Annotated in this window: 25 protein-coding genes and 1 pseudogene; 12 read left to right on the top strand and 14 right to left on the bottom strand. The window is 68.2% G+C overall.

Annotated features, from left to right (window positions below):
* A partial coding sequence (locus tag JWQ81_RS00275) for an HNH endonuclease signature motif containing protein (protein WP_297536640.1) occupies window positions 1-175 on the top strand: 175 nt, incomplete at its 5' end.
* 209 nt (window positions 176-384) lie between these two features.
* On the opposite strand, the gene JWQ81_RS00270 is transcribed toward JWQ81_RS00275, so the two are convergent.
* Window positions 385-843, bottom strand: coding sequence for an alpha/beta hydrolase fold domain-containing protein (locus JWQ81_RS00270; protein ID WP_297536633.1), 459 nt, complete (start codon window positions 841-843; stop codon window positions 385-387).
* An 11-nt stretch (window positions 844-854) separates the two neighbouring features.
* Window positions 855-1,037 (bottom strand): alpha/beta hydrolase fold domain-containing protein, encoded by a 183-nt coding sequence (locus JWQ81_RS00265; protein ID WP_297536638.1) that lies wholly within the window; start codon window positions 1,035-1,037, stop codon window positions 855-857.
* Window positions 1,038-1,156: 119 nt separating this feature from the next.
* On the opposite strand from JWQ81_RS00265, the gene JWQ81_RS00260 reads away from it, so the two are divergent.
* Genes JWQ81_RS00260 through JWQ81_RS00250 form a run of 3 tightly spaced genes read left to right on the top strand, consistent with a single transcriptional unit; the run spans window position 1,157 to window position 3,473 of the window.
* On the top strand, window positions 1,157-1,333 hold the full coding sequence (locus JWQ81_RS00260) for a hypothetical protein (protein ID WP_297536631.1): 177 nt from the start codon (window positions 1,157-1,159) through the stop codon (window positions 1,331-1,333).
* A gap of 58 nt (window positions 1,334-1,391) precedes the next feature.
* Entirely contained in the window at window positions 1,392-2,963 is a 1,572-nt protein-coding gene (locus JWQ81_RS00255) for an FAD-dependent monooxygenase (RefSeq protein WP_297536630.1), read from the top strand.
* 15 nt (window positions 2,964-2,978) lie between these two features.
* The gene (locus JWQ81_RS00250) at window positions 2,979-3,473 is read left to right on the top strand and encodes a hypothetical protein (RefSeq protein WP_297536628.1); all 495 of its coding nucleotides are present in this window, start codon (window positions 2,979-2,981) and stop codon (window positions 3,471-3,473) included.
* A 202-nt stretch (window positions 3,474-3,675) separates the two neighbouring features.
* Here the strand turns inward: JWQ81_RS00250 and JWQ81_RS44725 are convergent.
* Window positions 3,676-3,816, bottom strand: a pseudogene (locus JWQ81_RS44725) (DUF4345 family protein); the annotation flags it as partial.
* A gap of 222 nt (window positions 3,817-4,038) precedes the next feature.
* On the opposite strand from JWQ81_RS44725, the gene JWQ81_RS00240 reads away from it, so the two are divergent.
* Together JWQ81_RS00240 and JWQ81_RS00235 are read left to right on the top strand one after the other, a co-directional pair.
* Window positions 4,039-4,272, top strand: coding sequence for a hypothetical protein (locus JWQ81_RS00240; RefSeq protein ID WP_297536626.1), 234 nt, complete (start codon window positions 4,039-4,041; stop codon window positions 4,270-4,272).
* Window positions 4,273-4,473: 201 nt separating this feature from the next.
* The gene (locus tag JWQ81_RS00235; RefSeq protein WP_297536624.1) at window positions 4,474-4,887 is read left to right on the top strand and encodes a VOC family protein; all 414 of its coding nucleotides are present in this window, start codon (window positions 4,474-4,476) and stop codon (window positions 4,885-4,887) included.
* Window positions 4,888-4,894: 7 nt separating this feature from the next.
* Here the strand turns inward: JWQ81_RS00235 and JWQ81_RS00230 are convergent, their stop codons facing one another.
* From JWQ81_RS00230 to JWQ81_RS00220, 3 genes are all read right to left on the bottom strand, one after another.
* Window positions 4,895-5,392 (bottom strand): TetR/AcrR family transcriptional regulator, encoded by a 498-nt coding sequence (locus tag JWQ81_RS00230; RefSeq protein WP_297536622.1) that lies wholly within the window; start codon window positions 5,390-5,392, stop codon window positions 4,895-4,897.
* A 313-nt stretch (window positions 5,393-5,705) separates the two neighbouring features.
* Window positions 5,706-6,311: a TetR/AcrR family transcriptional regulator gene (locus JWQ81_RS00225; protein WP_297536620.1), complete on the bottom strand. Its 606-nt coding sequence runs from the start codon at window positions 6,309-6,311 to the stop codon at window positions 5,706-5,708.
* A 31-nt stretch (window positions 6,312-6,342) separates the two neighbouring features.
* Complete coding sequence (locus tag JWQ81_RS00220) at window positions 6,343-7,632, bottom strand: nucleotide disphospho-sugar-binding domain-containing protein (protein WP_297536618.1); 1,290 nt, start codon at window positions 7,630-7,632, stop codon at window positions 6,343-6,345.
* 76 nt (window positions 7,633-7,708) lie between these two features.
* On the opposite strand from JWQ81_RS00220, the gene JWQ81_RS00215 reads away from it, so the two are divergent.
* Window positions 7,709-8,341: a TetR/AcrR family transcriptional regulator gene (locus tag JWQ81_RS00215; RefSeq protein WP_297536616.1), complete on the top strand. Its 633-nt coding sequence runs from the start codon at window positions 7,709-7,711 to the stop codon at window positions 8,339-8,341.
* Between the two features lie 12 nt (window positions 8,342-8,353).
* Here JWQ81_RS00215 and JWQ81_RS00210 read toward each other — a convergent pair whose 3' ends face one another.
* A complete protein-coding gene (locus JWQ81_RS00210; RefSeq protein WP_297536614.1) occupies window positions 8,354-9,556 on the bottom strand; it encodes a serine hydrolase in 1,203 nt (400 codons plus the stop codon).
* A gap of 118 nt (window positions 9,557-9,674) precedes the next feature.
* Between JWQ81_RS00210 and JWQ81_RS00205 the strand changes: the two genes are divergently transcribed.
* Window positions 9,675-10,307 (top strand): hypothetical protein, encoded by a 633-nt coding sequence (locus JWQ81_RS00205; protein WP_297536611.1) that lies wholly within the window; start codon window positions 9,675-9,677, stop codon window positions 10,305-10,307.
* A gap of 37 nt (window positions 10,308-10,344) precedes the next feature.
* Here the strand turns inward: JWQ81_RS00205 and JWQ81_RS00200 are convergent, their stop codons facing one another.
* On the bottom strand, window positions 10,345-11,055 hold the full coding sequence (locus JWQ81_RS00200; RefSeq protein ID WP_297536609.1) for a haloacid dehalogenase type II: 711 nt from the start codon (window positions 11,053-11,055) through the stop codon (window positions 10,345-10,347).
* 277 nt (window positions 11,056-11,332) lie between these two features.
* On the opposite strand from JWQ81_RS00200, the gene JWQ81_RS00195 reads away from it, so the two are divergent.
* Complete coding sequence (locus tag JWQ81_RS00195) at window positions 11,333-12,262, top strand: chitinase (RefSeq protein WP_366942235.1); 930 nt, start codon at window positions 11,333-11,335, stop codon at window positions 12,260-12,262.
* 5 nt (window positions 12,263-12,267) lie between these two features.
* Here JWQ81_RS00195 and JWQ81_RS00190 read toward each other — a convergent pair whose 3' ends face one another.
* The gene (locus JWQ81_RS00190) at window positions 12,268-13,164 is read right to left on the bottom strand and encodes a LysR family transcriptional regulator (RefSeq protein WP_297536605.1); all 897 of its coding nucleotides are present in this window, start codon (window positions 13,162-13,164) and stop codon (window positions 12,268-12,270) included.
* An 85-nt stretch (window positions 13,165-13,249) separates the two neighbouring features.
* Between JWQ81_RS00190 and JWQ81_RS00185 the strand changes: the two genes are divergently transcribed.
* Complete coding sequence (locus JWQ81_RS00185) at window positions 13,250-13,984, top strand: dienelactone hydrolase family protein (RefSeq protein WP_297536603.1); 735 nt, start codon at window positions 13,250-13,252, stop codon at window positions 13,982-13,984.
* 16 nt (window positions 13,985-14,000) lie between these two features.
* Here JWQ81_RS00185 and JWQ81_RS00180 read toward each other — a convergent pair whose 3' ends face one another.
* The 5 genes from JWQ81_RS00180 to JWQ81_RS00160 form a co-directional block, all read right to left on the bottom strand.
* Window positions 14,001-14,525 (bottom strand): L,D-transpeptidase, encoded by a 525-nt coding sequence (locus JWQ81_RS00180; RefSeq protein WP_297536601.1) that lies wholly within the window; start codon window positions 14,523-14,525, stop codon window positions 14,001-14,003.
* Window positions 14,526-14,705: 180 nt separating this feature from the next.
* On the bottom strand, window positions 14,706-15,884 hold the full coding sequence (locus tag JWQ81_RS00175) for a class I SAM-dependent methyltransferase (RefSeq protein ID WP_297536599.1): 1,179 nt from the start codon (window positions 15,882-15,884) through the stop codon (window positions 14,706-14,708).
* Complete coding sequence (locus JWQ81_RS00170; RefSeq protein WP_297536597.1) at window positions 15,885-16,847, bottom strand: class I SAM-dependent methyltransferase; 963 nt, start codon at window positions 16,845-16,847, stop codon at window positions 15,885-15,887.
* 5 nt (window positions 16,848-16,852) lie between these two features.
* The gene (locus JWQ81_RS00165; protein WP_297536595.1) at window positions 16,853-17,632 is read right to left on the bottom strand and encodes an enoyl-CoA hydratase-related protein; all 780 of its coding nucleotides are present in this window, start codon (window positions 17,630-17,632) and stop codon (window positions 16,853-16,855) included.
* A 58-nt stretch (window positions 17,633-17,690) separates the two neighbouring features.
* On the bottom strand, window positions 17,691-18,455 hold the full coding sequence (locus tag JWQ81_RS00160; RefSeq protein WP_297536636.1) for an ABC transporter ATP-binding protein: 765 nt from the start codon (window positions 18,453-18,455) through the stop codon (window positions 17,691-17,693).
* A gap of 389 nt (window positions 18,456-18,844) precedes the next feature.
* Here JWQ81_RS00160 and JWQ81_RS00155 point away from each other — a divergent pair, with 389 nt between their 5' ends.
* Both JWQ81_RS00155 and JWQ81_RS00150 read left to right on the top strand, forming a co-directional pair.
* Entirely contained in the window at window positions 18,845-19,390 is a 546-nt protein-coding gene (locus JWQ81_RS00155) for a cysteine dioxygenase family protein (RefSeq protein WP_297536593.1), read from the top strand.
* The gene (locus JWQ81_RS00150; protein WP_297536592.1) at window positions 19,387-19,782 is read left to right on the top strand and encodes a rhodanese-like domain-containing protein; all 396 of its coding nucleotides are present in this window, start codon (window positions 19,387-19,389) and stop codon (window positions 19,780-19,782) included. Before JWQ81_RS00155 ends, JWQ81_RS00150 begins: the two co-directional genes overlap by 4 nt.
* Window positions 19,783-20,061: the final 279 nt, after the last annotated feature.

The following is a 20,061-nucleotide window of genomic DNA, read 5'->3' as shown; positions in this document are numbered from 1 at the left end:
CCTAGGTGGGCCAACCGACCTGAACAACTTGACCCTCCTTTGTGAACGGCACCACCGATTAATACATTGTGGTGGTTGGGAAGTACGAATGGGCGGTGACGGGAGACCGGACTTCATCCCGCCCGATTATCTCGATCCGCTTCGAAGACCCAGACGCAATACCTGCCACCTGTAACAAAATATCCCCTCCAGGGCTCGTCAGTGCCGCGACCGGATCACCCGGCCGCGACACTGACGAGCCCTGACTGCATTCCCGGCACTACAGCCGCAACTCGCCGTCGAGTTGCGAACGCCGTCAGCGGTAACGACATTGCACTCGGATCCGCACCACAGTCCCTCGCCGCCGCAGTCCTTGCTTCGGTAAACAGTGACGCGGGATGCGAGTTACGCGGTCTGGGCTGGGGTCTCGGTGGCCAGGCGGTCGAGAATGAAGCGACCGGCCCGGTCCAGCGCGGCGTCGGCTTCGTCGAGCGAGCCGGTGAACGACTGGAACACGTGTGGCACATCCGCGGTGACGTCGAGGATGACGTTGACACCGGCAGCCGCTGCCCGGGTCGTCAGTCGGGTCGAGTCGTCGAGCAGCACCTCATTGGAACCGACTTGAATCAGCAGCGGAGGCAGCCCGGCGAGGTCGGCGTACACGGCTGGGCTCAGCAGTGGCTGATGCGGATCCTGGCCAGCGAGGACATGCACGCCTAAGCGCTGCAACGACTCCAGGGTGAACATCGGGTCGATTCCGTGCTTGGTCGTCATGCTCTCACCAGTGCGGGTTGCGTCCAGACCCGGCCAGAAAGCGACCGCCGCCGCCGGCAGCGGCAGGCCGGCGTCACGTGCGGCAAGCATGGTCGTGATGGTCAGCCCGCCGCCTGCCGAATCCCGGGCCAGCACGATCTGTTGGGCGCGACGACGTGTTCGAGCAGATCGCGGTACGCGGCGACGGTGTCTTCGATCGCGGCCGGGAACGGGTGTTCCGGGGCGAGCCGGTAGTCGACCGAGGCGGCTCGAATGCCTGTGCGCCAAACAAGTGCCGCAGTGATGTCCTGAGCCGTGGTAGGCGAGCCGAAAACCCAGGCCCCACCGTGGCAGTAGAGAATCGTCCCACCTGCGGCCCCACCCTCCGGTTCGAACTCCAGCGCCGGGCGACCACCAAGGGCTCGTGCTTACGGCGGCAGGCCGCCGCCTGCTGGACGACGCCACCCCGACGTTCGAGAACGAGCTGCGCACCTGGCTTGGCGACCCGCTGACCGCACGGTCACTCGACCAGCTGGCGTCGACCGTCGCCCGACTGCGGCAGACCGTTGAGGACGCGAGCGTCAGCATGCCGACAGGCTGACCACTCGGCTGCCCCTTCGGGCATTGCGTCCCGGCGCCGGGTTCGGAAGGTTGGTCCTATGACCGTTCCGGACCTGCCCGCAGTGGACGTCGAGGTGGAGGTCCTCATCGTCGGCGGTGGACCGGTCGGGCTCACCGCCCGAGTGCTGCTGGAACGCTGGGGTGTGCGGACACTGCTGGTCGAGAAATACGGCAAACTGTCACCGTTTCCCCGTTCCCGGCTGGTCAACACCCGCACGATGGAGATCTACCGCCAGGTCGGGCTCGCTGCCCGGATCACGGATCGCGCGTTCGCGCCGGAGTATGGCCGCGTCCGCTTCCGTGACACGCTGCAGGACCGCGATTTCGCCACCGCGGCGATGATCGGGATCAACGCGCCGATTCCCGAAAGTCCCGTGACCGGCGTGCTCAGTTCGCAGGATCGGCTGGAACCCACCCTGCTGGCCGCGGCGGACACACCGGTTCGGTACGGGGTCGAACTCATCGACCTGGCCGAGGAGCCTGAGGGTGTCGTGGCTGTACTCGTCGACCACCAAAGCGGCGAAGAGACTCGCGTCCGTGCCCGTTACGTACTCGCTGCCGATGGCGCGAATTCCACGGTGCGGCAGCGGCTGGGAATCGACACCATCGGCCCCGGATCGTTGGCGGATGCCACCACGGTCGTCTTCGACGCCGACCTCGACCGCTGGTGCGGCGACCAGCCCGCCGGGGTCTACTTCACCGCGCATGGAATGTTCGGCCCGCTCTACCCCGAACGAGGCTGGGCCTTCTTCGTTCCCACCCCCGAAGACACCGCGAACGCCGACTGGCCGGACCTCGTCTCGCGCGCCCTCGGATCCGACATCGACGTCCATGTCGACGTGGAGCGGGTTCAGCACTGGACGGTGAACGCGTCCGTCGCCGAACGCTTCCGCCACGGCCGGATCCTGCTGGCCGGTGACGCCGCGCACGCTATCCCCCCGGCCGGTGGCCTGGGCATGAACACCGGTGTCGCCGACGTGCACAACCTGTGTTGGAAACTGGCGGGCGTCCTCCGCGGATGGGCCGGGCAGGGCCTGGTGGAGACCTACGAGCCTGAACGGCTACCCGTCGCTCATCAGACGCTCCGCCAAGCGGTGGCCAACAGCCATCTCATGCGCCAGGCACAGGACAAGCGCCGCGAGCAGCTGCAGAACGACGATTCGACGTCGGCCCAGGTCGAAGTGCCGTGGTCGGAGCGGTATTTCGCCCAGCTCGACCTCGTGCTCGGCACGACCTACCACTCCGACGCCGTCCTCATCGACGACAGCACCCCTCCCGAACTGTCCGACACGGGTACGGACTACGTCCCCACCGCGAGGCCAGGCCATCGCATGCCACACCTCTGGCTCGCCGAAAACCGCTCCACAGTGGACGCCGTCGGCGAGTGGTTCACCCTGTTCACCCCGGATCCTGCCTTCTGGGAGAAGCAAAAAGCCGCACCATGGCCGCTACACGTCGAGGCCCTTTCCAGCGAGCACACCGACGTCTGCGACCTTGGCCCGCAAGGAGCGCTGCTCGTCCGACCCGACGGCCACATCAGCGCTCGCTGGCGAGACTGGCCGCCCAGCGACTCCGCCCTCCACGACGCCCTCACCGCAACAACCCGTTGAACCGCGGAGACAACTGTGCCCATGCTCGACGTCTACGTGCCCGCGGAAGCGCTGCACCCCGAGGCCGAGGCGACCCTGCTCAGCCGGCTCACCGACATCCTGATCACCCACGAGGGGTTCGACCCGGCTGACAGGGCGGTTCGCGCCGTCTCCTGGGTGTTCCTGCACCGTCCCGCCGCGGTATATGTGGCGGGTGCGCTCGCCGAGGCTCCCCGCTACAAGATCGTCGCCACCGTCCCTGAGGGGCAACTCGACCGGTCCGCCCGCGATGCCGTCGTCGCCGAGGTAACCGAAGCCGTCCTCGACGCCGAACAAGGCGCGTGGCAGCGCGACCCTGGCCGCGTTTGGGTGTTTCCGACCGAGGTCCCCGACGGCTATTGGGGAGGCCGTGGACGCATTACGCCGCTGGCCGACATCCTCAGGCGCATCACCGGTGACGACGCCGAACAGGCCCGCAAGCTGGCCGCGAGGCGTATCGCCGCCAGCCGGGCCGAACGCGCTGGCAGTTAGGCGGCCACTGAACGCCGCAGTCAAGCCGAGCCGAACAATAGCCCGGCGCCGACCGTTTCGACGCAGAAGTAGAACCAGACTGGGTAGAACGCCGTCGCGCTGTCGACCAGCCGGGAAACGAGTCTGCCCAATGCCATCTCCCGGCTAGCGCGCCGGCGACGGTGAGCACCACACCGGGCCGGATCCCGCCGACGTCGAACGCGGCCATGCCCAGCAGTACCGCAATCGCGACCCCGAAACCGCCGTAGACCGCGCGGATCTCCGAGCGGCTCTCCGGCGCGTCAACGGCGATCCGGAATGGTCTGGCCAGTGCCGCCGGGGCCGCGAACGCGAACACCCCCATGCCGAGAAAGAACACGCTCACGGCAATGATCACTACGGTTGTCACCACACGCTCCTCGAAGTCCATCGCGTATCGGAGACCAGGATGACGCTCGAGCCCGCCGAGGCGCTTCCAGAAACCGGCTGCGCGACGTCGTAGCTTTCGCCAGGGCAAGCCGTCTACGTCGGACCGTCATTGGAGCTCGGGCCGCATTCAGGCTCGGTCGCTTGTTTCGCCGTCGGAGTGGACGACCAGTTCACGATCCGGAGTTCCGGCGGGCAGCGCCGGGCACGCACCGCGCTGATCGCGCCGCGGTTGACACACCAGCTGATCGCGCACGGGCAGACCATGGCCTTCTCCTACCTGGATCCCGCCTCCGCCCGGGCCAGCCTGTCGACGTCGAGGTTCCTGCACCTGCAACCAAGCAGACTGCTCGGCGCCGGCGTCGAGATCCGGATCCTTCCGGCACCAAGCTAGAACCGGCCAGGCCTGCGGCGGCGCGTACTTCCTGCACGGTTGGCCAGGAATTCCCGAATAGTTTTCCGCGCGCATGGAATGAAAGGAACGGGTCGCGCGGCGACCGGGAAAACGGATCACCGCCCGTGTTGTAAAACTCGTGTTGTCGATGCTCCGCCGCTCTGCGAGGATGCTATTCCGTCACAATCGAAGGAGCTCCTGATGGCGTCTCGCCTCAATCCGTACATCAGCTTCACCGACAACGCACGCGAAGCCCTGGATTTCTACAAAGACGTCTTCGGCGGCACCCTGACGCTGAGCACGTTCGGCGAAATGGGCGACAAGGAAGCCCCGTTTGCCGACAAGATCATGCACGGCATGCTCGAAACCGACAGCGGCTTCACGCTCATGTGCGCCGACACGCCGCCGGGAATGGCACACAACCCCGGCGACAACATCTCCGTGAGCCTCAGCGGGGACGATGCCGAAGAACTGCGCGGTTACTGGGCAAATCTGAGCGAAGGCGGAAACGTGTCGGTCGCGCTGGAAAAGCAGATGTGGGGCGACGAATTCGGCATGTGCGTGGACCGGTTCGGCATCGGATGGATGGTCAACATCAGCCAGCCGCAGGTCTGACGCCGATTCACCGCGGACGCAGTCCGACCATGGCGAGTTCGATCAGCCGGGTCCACTCTCCGCTGCCGGTACGGATGGTCGCGGACAATGCCCCGACCATCAGGTAGACGTCGCCGACGGTGACGTCCGCACGAACAGCTCCAGCAGCCTTTCCTTCTTCGATCACGACACTGACCGCGGCTTCGAGTTCAGCCCTGGCGGGCCCTTTCGGTTCGGTCTCCGCAGTGCCTCGCGCGGCCTGGATAGCGGCGGACAGCCCGCGATCACCGGCGAGCATTTCGCCGACCCGGGTCAGATAACGCACCAGACCCAGCTGGGGCTGCCGCCTGCGCTCGGTTCGGGCGAACTCCGCCAGCTCGGCGAACCGGTGTTCGGCGGCGGCCTCGACGAGGGCCGGCCGGGTCGGGAAGTGCCGGTACACCGTACCGATCCCGACGCCGGCCGCCCGCGCCACCTCGGGCAGCTGCACGTCGTCACCGCGCTCGGCGAACAGCGCGCGTGCCACCTCCACCACCCGCTCGCGGTTGCGCTCCGCATCGACGCGCGTCTTCCGACCAGGTGTTTGACAACTGGTGACCTCCACCGGCTAGTTTCCTCTACCTGGAGGACTTGTTCGAAGCAGGGCCCGCGGTCCTCACCGACGGGGAGCTGGATCCGGCGAAGATCAACCCGATCGCCGCCCCCTACGACATCAGCTACGACATCAGCTACGAAGAAACCTGAATCCACCGATAAGAAAAGGCGCGGTGTGCGCCCGGCATTGTCGGCGAGTCCCACACAGGTCAGCGCAACTCGTCAGCGACCGGACATCCGCCTGATCATCGGACGCAGGCAAGGAACAGTTCGGTGCAGCGGTCGACGACGGCGTCGCGGTCGCCGAGATCGCCGTCCTGGATGAGCGCCGCGAGGGTTTCGCTGAAGCCGCCGACCAGAAAACGTGCGGTGACCGCCGTGGCCACCGGATCGCCGGGATTGCCGTCGGCCTGTTGAGCCACGAGCCCGGCGAGCGCGCGGCCCGCCTGATGACGCAGGGGCGCGAGCACCGGGCTGGCCACGGACTCGACTAGCAGCACCCGGCCTTTGCGCGGATCCTCGGTCAGCAACCGGGCGATGGCGTCGAGCCCGGCCCGGATCCGCTTGCGCAGCCCTTGGCCGGTGTCGGCGACCGCGGCCAGCCCGGTCTGTGTCATTTCCACCATGAGCTGCTCGAATACAGCGACGGCCAGCTCGTCGATGTGCTGGAAGTTCTCGTAGAAGTAGCGCGGCGCCAGCTGCGCGTGGTCCAGCACCCCGCGCACGGTCAGCCCGGGCAGGCCGACGGTGCCGAGCAGTTCCAAGCCGGTTTCCAGCAGCTGCTGCCGTCGTTTGGCCCGGCGGCTCTCGGCAGACTGGCCGCCGTAGTTGCGCTGCGTACTAGCGGTCATGCCCTATCTTGACACTTCCGTATGCAGATCGTCACCCCAGTCGCTCGAGCAGATCTGCGCCGCGCTCGACCGGATCGCCCGGCGAAGTCGAGCCGCGTACGCGAGCGACAGCTTTGCGGTAATCCGGTTCGATGAGCACCTTCTCCACGGCCGACGCGACGGCTTCCGGAGACGGGGTATCGGTCTTCAGGTCGATGCCGACACGCGCGTAGCCGACGCGGGCATTGACCTCCTTCTTGTCTTCGGTCGTGCCGGCCACCACCAGCGGCACTCCGTGCGCGATGGCTAGTTGCACGCCGCCGAAGCCGCCGTTGGTGACCATCACGTCGACGTGCGGCAGCAGCTCGCCGAACGGGATGAACGGCTCGGCGACAGCATTGGCGGGCAACGGGCCCAACACTTCCGTTGCGGCACCACCTGTCACCGCCACGATGAGCACGTCCCGCCCGGCCAACCCCTCGATGGTCGGGTGGAGCAAGCTCTTCGGGTCGGTCGCGATGGTCCCCTGGGTGACCAGGACGACCCAGCGCGCGCTCTCCAGCCGATGCCACCACGCCGGGCGTTCATACGGCTGGGGTTCCGACAACAGGGGTTCAGCCGACTGGGACCTCGACGGCGGATAGCCGAGGAAGTGCACGAAGTCCGGCAGATCACCGCGCGGGAACTCGAACCCCGGCGGCGACAGCTGAAGGTAGAGCTGGGTGTTCGCGGTGTAGGCGAGCGGGTTGCGGCCCGCCCGGGGGAGTCCGATACCCGCCCGGACGTCGTCGGTCAGCCGGACCGACGAGGCCAGCGCGAACCGGCGCACGACGAAGTTGAGGATCCGGTTGCGCAGGCGCCCGAGTGATCCTTTCAGCGGGGTCATGCCCAGGCCCGCGGGTGGCGCGTCGGAACTGGGGAACATCAGCGGATTGACCCCTATCGTCGCGGTCGCCACGCCGGTCCGCTCACCCAGCCAGCCCACCGCGAGGGACCAGGTGTCACCGACGACCGCTTGCGCGGGGCGCTCACGCAGCAACTCGGCGAGGGCTTCGACGTGAGCACCGGACGGACGGACGAACAGATGCTCGATGTCGAACCGGCCCTGCGCCAACCCGGTGAGCTTCGCCCGTTCCGGGAACGCCGCCGAGAGATCGGACTGGTCGGGGTCCCATTCGGCCGGCATCGCCAGAAACTCCGCGCCGGTTTCCTCCACGACGTCCTTCAGCCGCGAACCGGTGTACCAGCGGACACCATGCCCGCGCCGGACCAGCTCCGCGGCGAACGGCGCCAGCGGAACCGAGTGGCCGGTCTCCGGCACGGTCGTGAAGAGGAACTCCACCGCATCGCTCCCATCAGATTTGGCCTGTACGAGATAGTGATGAACACTATGGCACAGTGCTGAGTACGATGCCAAGGTGGCCCACTACAGCTCGAAACTGCGCTCGGAGCAGGCCGCCGCGACCAGGAGCAGGGTGTTCGCGGCCGCCGGCACCCAGTTCGCCGAAAGTGGTTACACCGCGACAACTTTGCGTTCGATCGCCGAGCAAGCCGGGGTGTCGATCGAGACTGTCCAGGCGACCGGGGCCAAGCGCGCGCTGCTCATGGCGGCGTTCGACCAGATCTTCACGGGCGAGGAAGACGAGAAGCACTTCTCGGAGCGGCAAGGGGTCGCCGAGATCCTCGGCGACCCGGACATCGAGCAAGCGGTGCGGAACCTGGCCCGCTGGATCGCGGACGGCAACACCCGCATCTCCCCGCTGTGGCGGATCATCACCGCCGCGGCCGCGAACGACCCCGAGATCGCGGAGTACCACCGCGAACACCTTGCGCGCATGCGGAAACAGGCCGCGGAGATCATCACGAACCTCCAGTCGCGAGACCTCATCGATCCGCCGCGACCGGTCGGCCAGACCGCGGACCTCGTGTGGCACGCCCAACTGCCCGACGCCCGACTGCGCCTTGTTGTCGACGCGGGCTGGAGTCACGAGGCTTACGCGGACTGGCTCGAGGAGACCTTCGTCGACCTCTGCCGTCCACGCCGACGCTAGATTCTGCTCGCCCTAGTCGTCGATCGACTGGTAGACCGAGGTCCAGAAATCGAGGTAGGGCTCGGAAAACAGCGGGAAGCCGGCACGCTGGGTCAGCAGGATCGCGAGCATCTCCTCCTTCGGATCCGCCCACCACGAGGTGCCGAGGCCGCCGTCCCAGCCGTAACGGCCAGGCACCGCGTGCGGGCTGTCGCGCCGCGTCTGCACCGCCAGCCCGAAGCCCCAGCCGAGGTTGTCGAAGTAGCCGGGGAAGAAACCCGAGACCGCCTTCTGCTCCGGGGTCAGCTGGTCGGTCGTCATCGTCTCGACCGTGGGCCGCGACAAAAGCCGCTCGTTGCCGTGGCGGCCGTTGTCCAGCATCATCCGGCCGAAGGCGAGATAGTCGTCGACGGTCGAGACCAGGCCTCCACCGCCCGACGGGAACGCGGGCGGACTGCTCCACTGGCCGCCGACCGGCTCATCGTTGACCTCCAGGCTGCCTGCCGCCTGGTCGAAGTTGTAGCTCGTCGCCAGCCTGCCGATCTTTTCGGCGGGAACGCTGAACGCGGTGTCGACCATGCCGAGCGGGCCGAAGACGCGCTCGGCCAGAAAAGCCTCGAAGGGCTGGCCGGCGACCCTGGCGATCAACACGCCGAGCACGTCGGAACCCGTGTGATACAGCCACTTCTCGCCGGGCTGATGCATCAGCGGCAGCTCCCCGAGCCGCCGGATCCACTCGTCCGGGCCGGGCGCGAGGTGCGGTACCGGCGGGCCCTGGCCGTGCAGCTTCTCGGCGAGCGCCTGCGCGATCGGCTCGTTTCCGTCGCCGAATACCTGGCCGAAGCCCCAGCGGAAGGTCAGCAAGTCGCGCAGGGTGATCGGCCGGTTCGCGGGGACCGTTTCGGCCAACGGCCCGTCCGGCCGCTTCAGCACTCGACGATCGGCCAGCTCGGGCAGGAACCGGTCCACCGGCTCGTCCAGCCGGATGCGGCATTCCTCCACCAGGATCATCGCCGCCACGGCCGTGACCGGTTTGCTCATCGAGGCGATGCGGAACAGCGTGTCCCGCCGAAGCTCGTCACCCCCGAGCGTGTGGTAACCGACCGCGTCGACCACGATCTCGCCCCGGCGGCAGACGAGCGTCACGGCTCCCGGCAGGACGCCGCGCTCGACGTGACCGGCCATGACGTCGTGCAACCTGGCGAGCCGAGCTTCGGAAAGTCCTCCAGCACCCATAACGCGAACCCCTGTTCCCCACTCAAGCCGGACCTGGTGACCGGGACTGTGCCAGGCACCCCCGACAATAAACGGGCCGCCGGCACTCGGCAGGCGGTTCGGACATCTGGAGACGGGCTTGCGGCAATCCCTGGAATCACCGGTCCTGTGCGCGGGCGATCTGCTCGGCGACCCGGGCAAACTCAGCCACGTCGTGCTCGACCTCGACGACGAATGGCAGCTCCTGTCGAACGACGACGAGGCTGGTTTCGTCTCGATTTCACTGTCCGACGCGCTTGAGCTCGTCCCTGAGCTGGCGCTGCTGGACTTCGTCGCCCCCGGCACGATCGCGGTCGCCGGCACCGACGGCGTGACCTGGTTCCTCGAGTCCTACGACCCCGCGGACCTCGACCCCGGTGAGCTCGCCGACTGGGACAAGGCTTGGGACCTGCCGTTCCCGGCGGCGCTGGACTGCTCGGTCAGCCCGGACCTCGTCGAGATCCACGGCGAGGACCCGGCCCGGATCCGCAAGATCTACCAGGTCACCCGGGACAGCGAAGGCACCTGGAGCTTCTTCGGCTACCACGCCGAAGACGCCGAGGAGCACTACCCGATGCTGCTGCGCGACGTCGTCGCCCTTTACCCCGACATCGCGGACGTCCTACGCGGCTTCGAAGCGACGTCCGGCGACCTCGTCTGGGATGAGGAAACCACCACGTGGATGGACGGCGAGGCCTACACCGCCACCTACGGCGACGGCAGCGACGAGTAGGCACCTCGTGAGCGTTCCGGCCGGTTCTAACCAGGTTCTAACCGGCCGGAACACTCACGAGTTTGTCTACGAGGGTGTCGAGATCGGCGCCGGCCAGGTCGGCTTCGGGGGGCTCGACCGGCGGCGAATCCGGTCCCCATTCCCACGGGCGCGCGACGTAGCCCGTGCTCAGCCCGGCCTCGCGGGCCCCGGCCAGGTCCCAGCCGTGGCAGGCGATCAGCATGACCCGCTCTGGCTCGCATTCGAGCAGGCGCGCGGCGCCGAGATACACCGCTCGGTCCGGTTTGTAGGTGCCGAAGAGCTCGGCGGAAAGCACCGCGTCGAAGGTGAGGCCGGCGGAGCGGGTCAGGTCGACGAGTAGCCGCACCTGGCCGTTGGACAGCGTCGCGACCGGCAGCCGCTCGCGGAGCCGAGCCAGCGCCCGCGGCACCTCCGGCCAGGGAGCCAGCCGCCGCCAGCCCGCCACCAACTCCTCGCGCGACCGCTCGTCCAGCGTGACGCCGAGAGCGTCCAACACACCCGGCAGCGAATCGCGATGCAGGTCGTCGAACGTCCCCCACGGCCGCTGCCCCGAAATCACTGTGGCCAGCGAGGGCGCGTATTGCTCGCGCCACAGCTTCGCGAGCTGGCCGCCATCGAGGTCCACACCTTGCCGGGCGGCGATACGGACGGAGTGTGCGGCGATCGACGAGTACCAGTCGACCAGCGTCCCGAATACGTCGAACACCACGGCTTGCGGCTTTTCCACTGGTACGTACCACCTCTCGGTTCACGAAAAAAATCAACCAACTTTTCCCTGCTTACCACCGTAAGTGACGCCGCTTAAGCCATTTGGCCTATGGTCACCCATTCTTAATTGGTCTATACCATTGAAGACGTCGCCGGAAGCCTCATTCGATTTCAAGGCAGCTGGAGGTCCTCCCTTGTCCCCCTCATTCTCCCGTCGCGGCTTCGCCTTCGCAGGCGGACTGCTCGCCCTGGCCGTCGGCCTGGTCGCCCCCACCTCGGCCTCGGCCGCTGCATTCCTGCCGGCCCAACCCGCCCCAGCTGCACCCGCGCAGCCCGACGCGGCCGGTTCCGCCATCCCGGTCGGGCCCTATGTTGATATGGGCGAGTGGCCGACGCCCAGCCTGTCGGGCATGTCCTCGGCCAGCGGCGTGAAGGGCTTCACGCTGGGATTCGTGACGTCGGCGGGCTGCAAAGCCAGCTGGTTCAACGCTTACGACCCCCGGGCCGGCTGGCAGGCCGACGAAATCGCCAAGATCCGGTCCGGCGGCGGTGACGTCAAGGTGTCGTTCGGCGGTGCGTCGGGCATCGAACTGGCGCAGGCCTGCACGAGCGTGTCCAGCCTCGCCGCGGAGTACAACGCGGTGATCAAGGCGTACGGGCTCAAGTACGTCGACTTCGACATCGAGGGCGCGGCGGTCGCCGACCCGACGTCGATCACCCGCCGGTCGCAAGCGCTGAAGAGCGTCCAGACGGCCAACCCCGGCATCAAGATCTCGCTGACCCTGCCGGTGCTGCCGAGCGGCCTGGACGCCAATGGGCTCGGCGTGCTGAACGCGGCGAAGAGCGCCGGAGTCAGCCTCGACATGGTCAACATCATGGCCATGGACTACTACCAGGGCGCCGGTGACCAGGGCGCCAAGGCGATCTCCGCGGCCAAGGCCACCCAGGCCCAGATCAAGTCGGCGTTCGGGCTGAGCGACGCGGCGGCGTGGAAGAAGGTCGGCGTCACCCCAATGATCGGCGTGAACGACTCGCAGAACGAGATCTTCCTCCAGAAGGACGCGACCGCGTTGGTCAACTTCGCGAAGAGTGTCCACCTGGGAATGCTCGCGTTCTGGGAAGAGGGCCGTGACGCGAACGCCTGCAACGGCGGGCTTTACCGCTGCACCAACGTCACCCAGAAGCCGTACGAGTTCTCGAAGATCTTCGCCGGCTACACCGGATAGCCCGCTCACCACCCGGCGGCCGCCTCGAGCAGGCGTGCGCGCACGGCCGCGATATGCGGCCGCCGGACGGTAGCGGCATGCGCCGCCAGGAAAAGCGTGTTGATCGGCGGGATCTCCGAGCGGACGAGCTCGACGAGTTCGCCCGAAGCCAGTTCCCCGGCGCACAGGTACCGCGGCAACACCGTGATCCCGAATCCCGCGAGCACCCCGGCCAGCACCCCGCGCAGGTCCGGCACGACCACCGCGGGACTGCCCTTCGGCCTGGCCCCGAACACCGACCGCCAGTAACGCCGGATGATCGGCAGCTCCTCCGCGTAGGCGACCAGCGGGACGCCTTTCAACGTCGCCAGCGGATCACGGGCGAGCTGGTCGGCATCGATCTTCGACGCCCACGACCGACCCGCCACCAGCACGAACTCCTCGTCCGTCAACGGCGTCACCGAGAGGGACCTGCCGTGCGGCCGGATGGTCGAGACGACCAGGTCGAACCGGCGGTCGTCCAGCCCGCTCAGCAGCTCGTCGGCCAGCCCGAACGTGACCCGCAGCTTGAGTCCGCGCCCGACCAGGCCGACGAGCGCGGGCAGGACACGCGCCGTCGTGAGCTCCACGGGCCCGGCCAGGTGCACCGGAGCCGCGAACGGATCAGCCGGGGCCAGTCCACGCTCGGCGATCGTGCTGAGCGCGTCGACATGCTTCGCGACCTGGCCCGCGAGCTCGTCGGCGATCGAGGTCGGGGCGACCCCGCGCGGCATCCGGCGGAACAGCTGCTGGCCGAGCTGGGCTTCCATCGCCCGGATCTGCGCGGTGACGGTCGGCTGCGAGAGCCCTAACTGCGGGGCTGCGCCGGTGAACGAGCCGCAGCGATACACCGCCAGGAACGTGCGTAGCAACGAAAGATCCATACGAGCCCCCACCCATCGGAATTCCGATCGATGATAGCGGCAGGACTATTGGTCGTCGATGGCTTCGGAGTCCTACCGTGGCGTCATGCCAGAACTGGGGAACTACGAAATCCACACCGAAAACGTCGTGCTGGACGTCGACGGCGAACCGATGAGCGCCTACGTGGCCCGGCCGACCGAAGCGGGTGATCACCCGGGAGTGGTCATCGCGTTCGAAATGTTCGGACTGACGTCCTACATCCGCGAAGTCACCGATCGCGTCGCGAGCCTCGGCTACGTCGCGGTCGCGCCGGACTTCTACCACCGCGCCGATCCGGGTATCGAGTTGAAGGCCGACGAAGACGGACGTCGTCGAGGATTCGAACTGCTCGACACGTTGACCCGCGGCGGCGCGCTGGCCGACGTCGAGGCAGCTATGGCCTACACCGCGGCCGACAAGGTCGCCATGGTCGGCTGCAGCGCGGGCGGGCACATCGCCTACCTCGCCGCGGCCGAACTCGGCTTCGCCGCCACCGCGGTGTTCTACGGCGGCTGGCTGACCGGCACCGAACTGCCGATCAGCAGGCCCGAGCCGACGTTGTCGCTGACTCCGGCGATCGCCGGGAAACTGCTGTACCTAGTCGGCGATTCCGACCACGCCGTGCCTGCCGAACAGGTCGACCGGATCGCCGCGGCGCTGGCCGGCAGCCGGCACGAGCTGGTCGTCTACCCCGACACCGGGCACGGATTCTTCTGCCACCAGCGGGATTCGTACCGCGAGGGCCCGGCGGCGGACGCCTGGCGCCGGGTCACCGACCTGTTCGAGGCCGAGCTGCACTGAACTGCGCTGAACGACGTCAGGCCATGACCTGAACTGTCGCACCGACCGGCAAGGAGTCGAAGAACTTCGCCGAATCGCTGTCATTCAGGTGGACGCAGCCGTGTGACGAGGTGGTCAGGCTGCCCGCGTGGAACGCGATCCCGCCGGCCGCGAAGAACACGGCGTTCGGCATCGGCTCGCCGAACTCGCGGCTGGTGTAGTGCTTGGCCTTCCACGCCACCTGGAAAGTCCCGGTCGGGGTCGGGTCGCTGGGCGACCCCGGCAGCATCGGCACCGGCCCGAACACGACCTTGCCGTCCTGGAGCAGCCAGGCCAACTTCTCCGACAGGCTCACGCACGACCCGTTCTGCACGGCGTCGCAGGGCGGTGCCGGAGGGAGCGGCGGGGTGGTCGGCGTCACACTCTGCACCACTGGGGCGGCGACCACGCTCGAGGTGTCCGCGACCGGGCTCACCGCCGTTCCGCCAGGTGCGGAACACGCGGTGGCCAGGATCGCGGTCAGGCCGACCAGTGACGCCGTAATCGCTCTCGGTGCTCGCATCGGTCTTTCCTTTTCGGCCGTGAACGGTGGTCCTTCCCTGGTTACGACGGGCCACCCTGCCGAAAAGTTGTCAAAGGTTCAAGGAAAGTCGTGCGGCTCTCGACGTGGGTGCTGCCGTGGCGTCCCGGCCGGCGCGCGAGCGACTCGGGGGACGTTTTGCCGTACGCCGTGGCCGCGAGGTCAGCCGGGGATGCGTTCGGCGCGGGTCAGGAAGGCCACGGGCGACCGGCCGATGCGGGTCAGGACCACGCTCGCCTCGGCGGGACCGGCGAGTTTCAGGCGGCGACGCAGGGCATCCGGGTCGATGTCGAGGCCGCGGATGAGGATCTCCAGCCGGCCGATCTCGTGCTTGCGAAGCAACGTGCGGAGTGATTTTTCGTTGTACGGGCCGTTTTCGAGCACGCGGAACGCCCGCACGCCCGGTGGCGGCGTGTCGCCGGTCAGGTACGCGATGCGCTCGTCGAGCTGCCATAGCCCGTGCCGCGCGCCGTAGTGGCGGACGAGTCCAGCACGGACGACAGCGCCGTCAGGGTCGATGATCCACTGCCCTGGCGGCGCGGGGAGAACCTCGTCGGACTCGTCGTCGGTGATCGTCCACTGTGTACCGTCCGAGCGCAGCACGGTCGCCCGCCTGGCCGGCCCGGCAATGCCGCCACGCCAGAGGCACGCCTCGCGCACCTGGCCGTCGAGCGAAACGAGCTCGATCTCGTCGGCCCACGGGACGTCTTCGCGGTCGAGCCCCGGCGCGCATTTGACGGCCAGATCCCGGCCGGGATAGGCGTCGACGAGCTGGTCCAGCGGCGGCAGGAAATCCGCCGGACGCCACGAGCGGCGTCCCGACGCGTCGCGACGCGCGGGATCGGCGACGACCACGGCCGAGCGGCTCACCGGGCGCAGCGCGTCGGCGCGCAGCAACGTCGGCGCGACCCCGACCTGCGAACTGTTGTGCCGGGCCATGGCCAGCCGAACCTCGTCCAGATCGGACCCGATCGCCGTCGCCGCGACGCGGGCGATCTCGACCAGGTCCGCACCGATCGAGCAAGTGACGTCGTGCACGTCGAGCCCGGCGAACCGGCCCGCCCGGTGCCGCGCGACAGCACTCGCACTGGCCTGCTGCAGCGCGTCACCGGTGAACAGCCACTGCTCGGCGCCGTCCAGTTTGGACACCGCTTTCCGGCGCAGCACCACGGTTTCCAGCACCGCGGACGCGTGGACCTCACCCGCGATCCGCCGGACAGCGCCGACGTCGGCGATCCGGGTCTTGTCGCTCAGCGGCAGCGTGTCACACTCGGCGAGCGCTGCCGAGCCCAGCGACGAACGCAGAAAAGCGACATCGGCGGGCGAAAACCCATACGGCACCTAGGACCGCTTGGTCCCGGTGATCATCACGTTGTAGAACAGGTTGCGCGGCAACACCTTCGAGAGCACATTCTTGTCCAAAGCGGACAGCTGAATCCACAGCCGGTACGCGAACAGGCGCCAGGCCACGGTCAGCTTCTCCTGCGGCACAGCGGCTTCGAACGTCCGGATCGGCCAGCCCGCGAGCGCGGCGGCGAACTCCTCGGTGACCGCGTGCACGTCCTGCGCGCCGGCGCCGCGGGCGAGTCCCTCGAGCTCCGACGGGTCGAACGTGTGGATGTCCACGACAGCTTCCAGCGCGGCGGCCCTCGACGACTCGTCGAGTTCCTCCTGCGGACGCCGCCAGCCGGCCAGCGCGGGCAGCTTGGTGACCTTCGTGGTCAGGAACCAGGTCAGCTGGCCGAGCCTGCGGGCGTAAGCGTTGCCGATCTTCGTGGGCTCACCGGCGAAGACGAACCGGCCACCGGGCTTGAGCACGCGCAGCACCTCGCGGAACGCGGCCTGCACGTCCGGGATGTGGTGCAGCACGGCGTGCCCCACGACGAGGTCGAACGAGTTGTCCGGGTACGGGATGCGCTCGGCGTCGGCCACGCGGCCGTCGACGTCGAGGCCCAGCGACTCCGCGTTGCGCAACGCGACCTGGACCATGCCCGGTGAGAGGTCGGTGACCGACCCCTTCTTGACCACCCCGCCCTGCATCAGGTTGAGCAGGAAGAACCCGGTGCCACTGCCCAGTTCCATCGCCGTCGGATACGGCTGGCCGTCCTCGCCGGCGACGGCATTGAACACGTCGGTGGCGTAGGAGATGCAGCGCTCGTCGTACGAGATCGACCACTTCTCGTCGTAGGTCCCGGCTTCCCAGTCGTGGTAGAGCACGTTGGCGAGCTTCGGGTCGGCCCAGGCGGCCTTGACCTCTTCGGCGGTCGCGTGCGGGTTCGGCGCCGGGTCCGTCACGTCGGTCACGTCGGTTACTTCCCCTCGAAGGTGGCCTTGCCAGGCCCGTTCTCGATGAACGACTTCATCCCGTTCGCCTGGTCCTCGGTCGCCCACAGCCCGGTGAAGAGGCTGGTCTCGAGCTTCAGACCGGTGCCCAGGTCCGTGTCGAGCCCGCCGTCGATCGCGGCCTTCGCGGCCTTGAGCGCCACGGCCGGACCGTTCACGAACTGCGAAACCCACTTCAGCGCGGCGTCGTAAACGTCGTCAGGCGCCACGATCTCGTCAAGAATTCCCAGTTCGAAGGCTTCCTGGGCCTTGACGAACCGGCCGGTGAAGATGAGGTCCTTCGCCTTGCTCGGCCCGATCAGCCGCGCGAGCCGCTGCGTGCCGCCGGCGCCCGGGATGATGCCGAGCTGGATCTCCGGCTGGCCGACCTTGACGTTGTCCCCGGCGATCCGGCGATCCGCGGCGAGCGCGAGCTCCAGCCCGCCGCCGAGGGCGTACCCCGTGATCGCGGCGACCGTGGGCTTGGGGATCTGCGCGACCAGGGAGATCGTGGACGTCAGCGCGGCACCGAACCGGCCCATCTCCACATAGGTCTTCGCGGCCATCTCCTTGATGTCCGCGCCGCCCACGAACGACTTCTCGCCGCCGTAGATGATCACGGCGCGGACGTCTTCGCGGTCCGAAGCCTCACGGGCGGCCGCGGCGAGCTCGTTCTGCACCTGGTTGTTCAGCGCGTTGACCGGCGGCCGGTTCAACCGGATCGTGCCCACGCCGGCTTCCACCTCGAGGCTTACGAACTCTCCCACGCCCATCCTCCTCAGGCTCAAAACATGATTCCAGCAGGTTACCCGGCAGTAGGCCGAGTCAGCGGCGCCGGGCGAAGTAGCGGTTGCCCGAACGCTCGAGCAGCAGGTCCTGGTCGAAGGCCTTCGACAGGTTCTCGCTGGTCACCACATCGTCCATCAGACCGGAGACGACCGCACGGCCGTCGCGGAGCAGCAGCGCGTGGGTGAAGCCCGGCGGGATCTCCTCGACATGGTGGGTGACCAGGACCATCGCCGGCGCTTCCGGGTCCATCGCCAGCTCGGACAAGCGCGCGACAAGGTCTTCTCGTCCGCCGAGATCGAGACCCGCGGCCGGCTCGTCGAGCAGCAGCATCTCGGGGTCGGTCATCAGGGCGCGGGCGATCAGCACACGTTTGCGCTCGCCCTCGGACAGGGTGCCGAAGGTGCGTTCGGCGAGCGCGAGAACGCCCAGCGCACCGAGGAGCTCCTCCGCGCGGACGATGTCCATCTTGTCGTAGGCCTCGCGCCAGCGGCCGAGAACGGCGTAACCAGCGCTGACGACGACGTCGCGCACGATCTCGTCGCCGGGCACACGATTGGCGATGGCGGCGGAGGTGAACCCGATCCGCGGCCGCAGCTCGAACACGCTGACCCGGCCGATGCGCTCGCCCAGCAGGTCCACCGTGCCGGAGGTGGGGTGCATCTCGGCGGCGGCCAGCTTGAGCAGTGTGGTCTTGCCGGCGCCGTTCGGGCCCAGCACCACCCAGCGCTCGTCGAGCTCGACGGACCAGTCGAGGCCGGCCAGCAGCTCATTGTTCTGACGTCGAACGCCGACGCCGGTCATACGCACTACGAGGTCGTCGAGATCGCTCACACGCACATTGTGGCGACCCTCGCCGGGGCCGTCGCTGGCGGGCCGCCCGTCTGGCGCGTAGCGGCAGGTCAGTGTGGTTCAGTCCGTGGGACGCGGTCCCCACGGCGGCCTGGACTGTGGGAGGATCGAAGGCGTGATCAGGTCCGCTTCGCTCGAGATGCCCGCCACCGCGGGTTCGTTCTGGCGCGACCGCACCGTCGACCTCCTCCTCGTCGCGTCCGCAGGCTGTAGGCCCGCGCGACACGACGGCTGAGCCCTGGCCTTCCCCCGCACGCTCCCACTGTGAGCTGCGCGTTAGAGCTCGCCGTGTCGCGCGACCGTGTCCACTCACCGCACGCGCACCCGCCCAGGAGCTCGCCATGACGCAGTCCATTGCCCGTCCCGACGTCGAAATTCACCCCCAGCTGACCAACCCGCTGCTGGCCGACCTGCTGCACCCCGAACGGCTGCTGTGGACCGCCCGGGAGCTGGCCGACCTCACCAACACCGTCACCACCGAGCTGACCACGGACCTGCGCGGTGTGCTGCACTTCGACCACGACCGGCGCTGGTGGGCACGGCTCGCGCTGACCGACGGCGTCGAGCTGTGGCTGCTGTCGTGGGTGCCCGGGCAGCAGACCAAGCCACACGACCACGGCGGCGCGTCCGGCTCGTTCACCGTGCTGCAGGGCGAACTGAACGAGGAGTACCGCTACCCCGGCGGCCCGGTCCGGCGCCGCACCCACGTCACGGGTGAGGGCATCGGCTTCGGCGCCGGACGCGCGCACCAGGTCACCGGTGCGGGGACGAGCCTGGCCGCCAGCGTGCACGCGTACTCGCCGCCACTGGTGGCCACCCGCGAGTACGCCAGCCTCGCCGACGTCCCAGCCGAGATTCCGCCGCTGCCCGCCATACTGGGCAAATGAGCGCGATCGACGACATCCTCGCCGCCGCCCGGTCCACGCTGGACAGGGTCGAGCCCGCCGAGGCATTGGACCTGCAGGAGCGGGGCGCGCTGATCGTCGACGTCCGGCCGTACGCGAACCGCCTCGAGGAGGGTGAGATCCCCGGCTCGGTGCCGGTGGAGCGGATCCACCTCGAGTGGCGGCTCGCGCCCGACAGCGAGTGGCGGCTGCCCGAGGTCCATGCCGATCTGCCGGTGGTCGTGGTATGCAACGAGGGTTACTCGTCGAGCTTGGCGGCAGCGGACCTCCAGCGCCTCGGCCTGCGGAACGCGACCGACCTCACCGGCGGCTTCCGCGCCTGGCTCGCCGCGGGGCTCCCCGTCCGCACCGGCGGCACCCCCGCCGTCCCCTAACGCCCGCCCCAGGGCCACGGGCAGGGCACTTTTGTACTTTGGTGCCCTGCTTGAGACTTCAACCAGGGCACAAAAGTACAAAAGTGGCTCTTCGGTCGTCTGTGTGGGTGCTGGTGGGACTCGCACAGCACATCGGCGAGTCCCACACTCCGGCCCGGCGAGTCCCACGTTCACGCCGACGAGTCCCACAGTCACCACCAGCCGACCACACCCGCTGACCTCAAGAACCTCTGAACCGCCCCGGGTTCGGTAGAGACTCGCTGTTGGGTCAAGCGACCA

It is taken from the genome of Amycolatopsis sp. (assembly GCF_025464955.1).
In the GTDB taxonomy this organism is placed as follows: domain Bacteria; phylum Actinomycetota; class Actinomycetes; order Mycobacteriales; family Pseudonocardiaceae; genus Amycolatopsis.
Note: the sequence above shows the minus strand (reverse complement) of the source record. Positions and strands in the feature narration are given on the sequence as shown.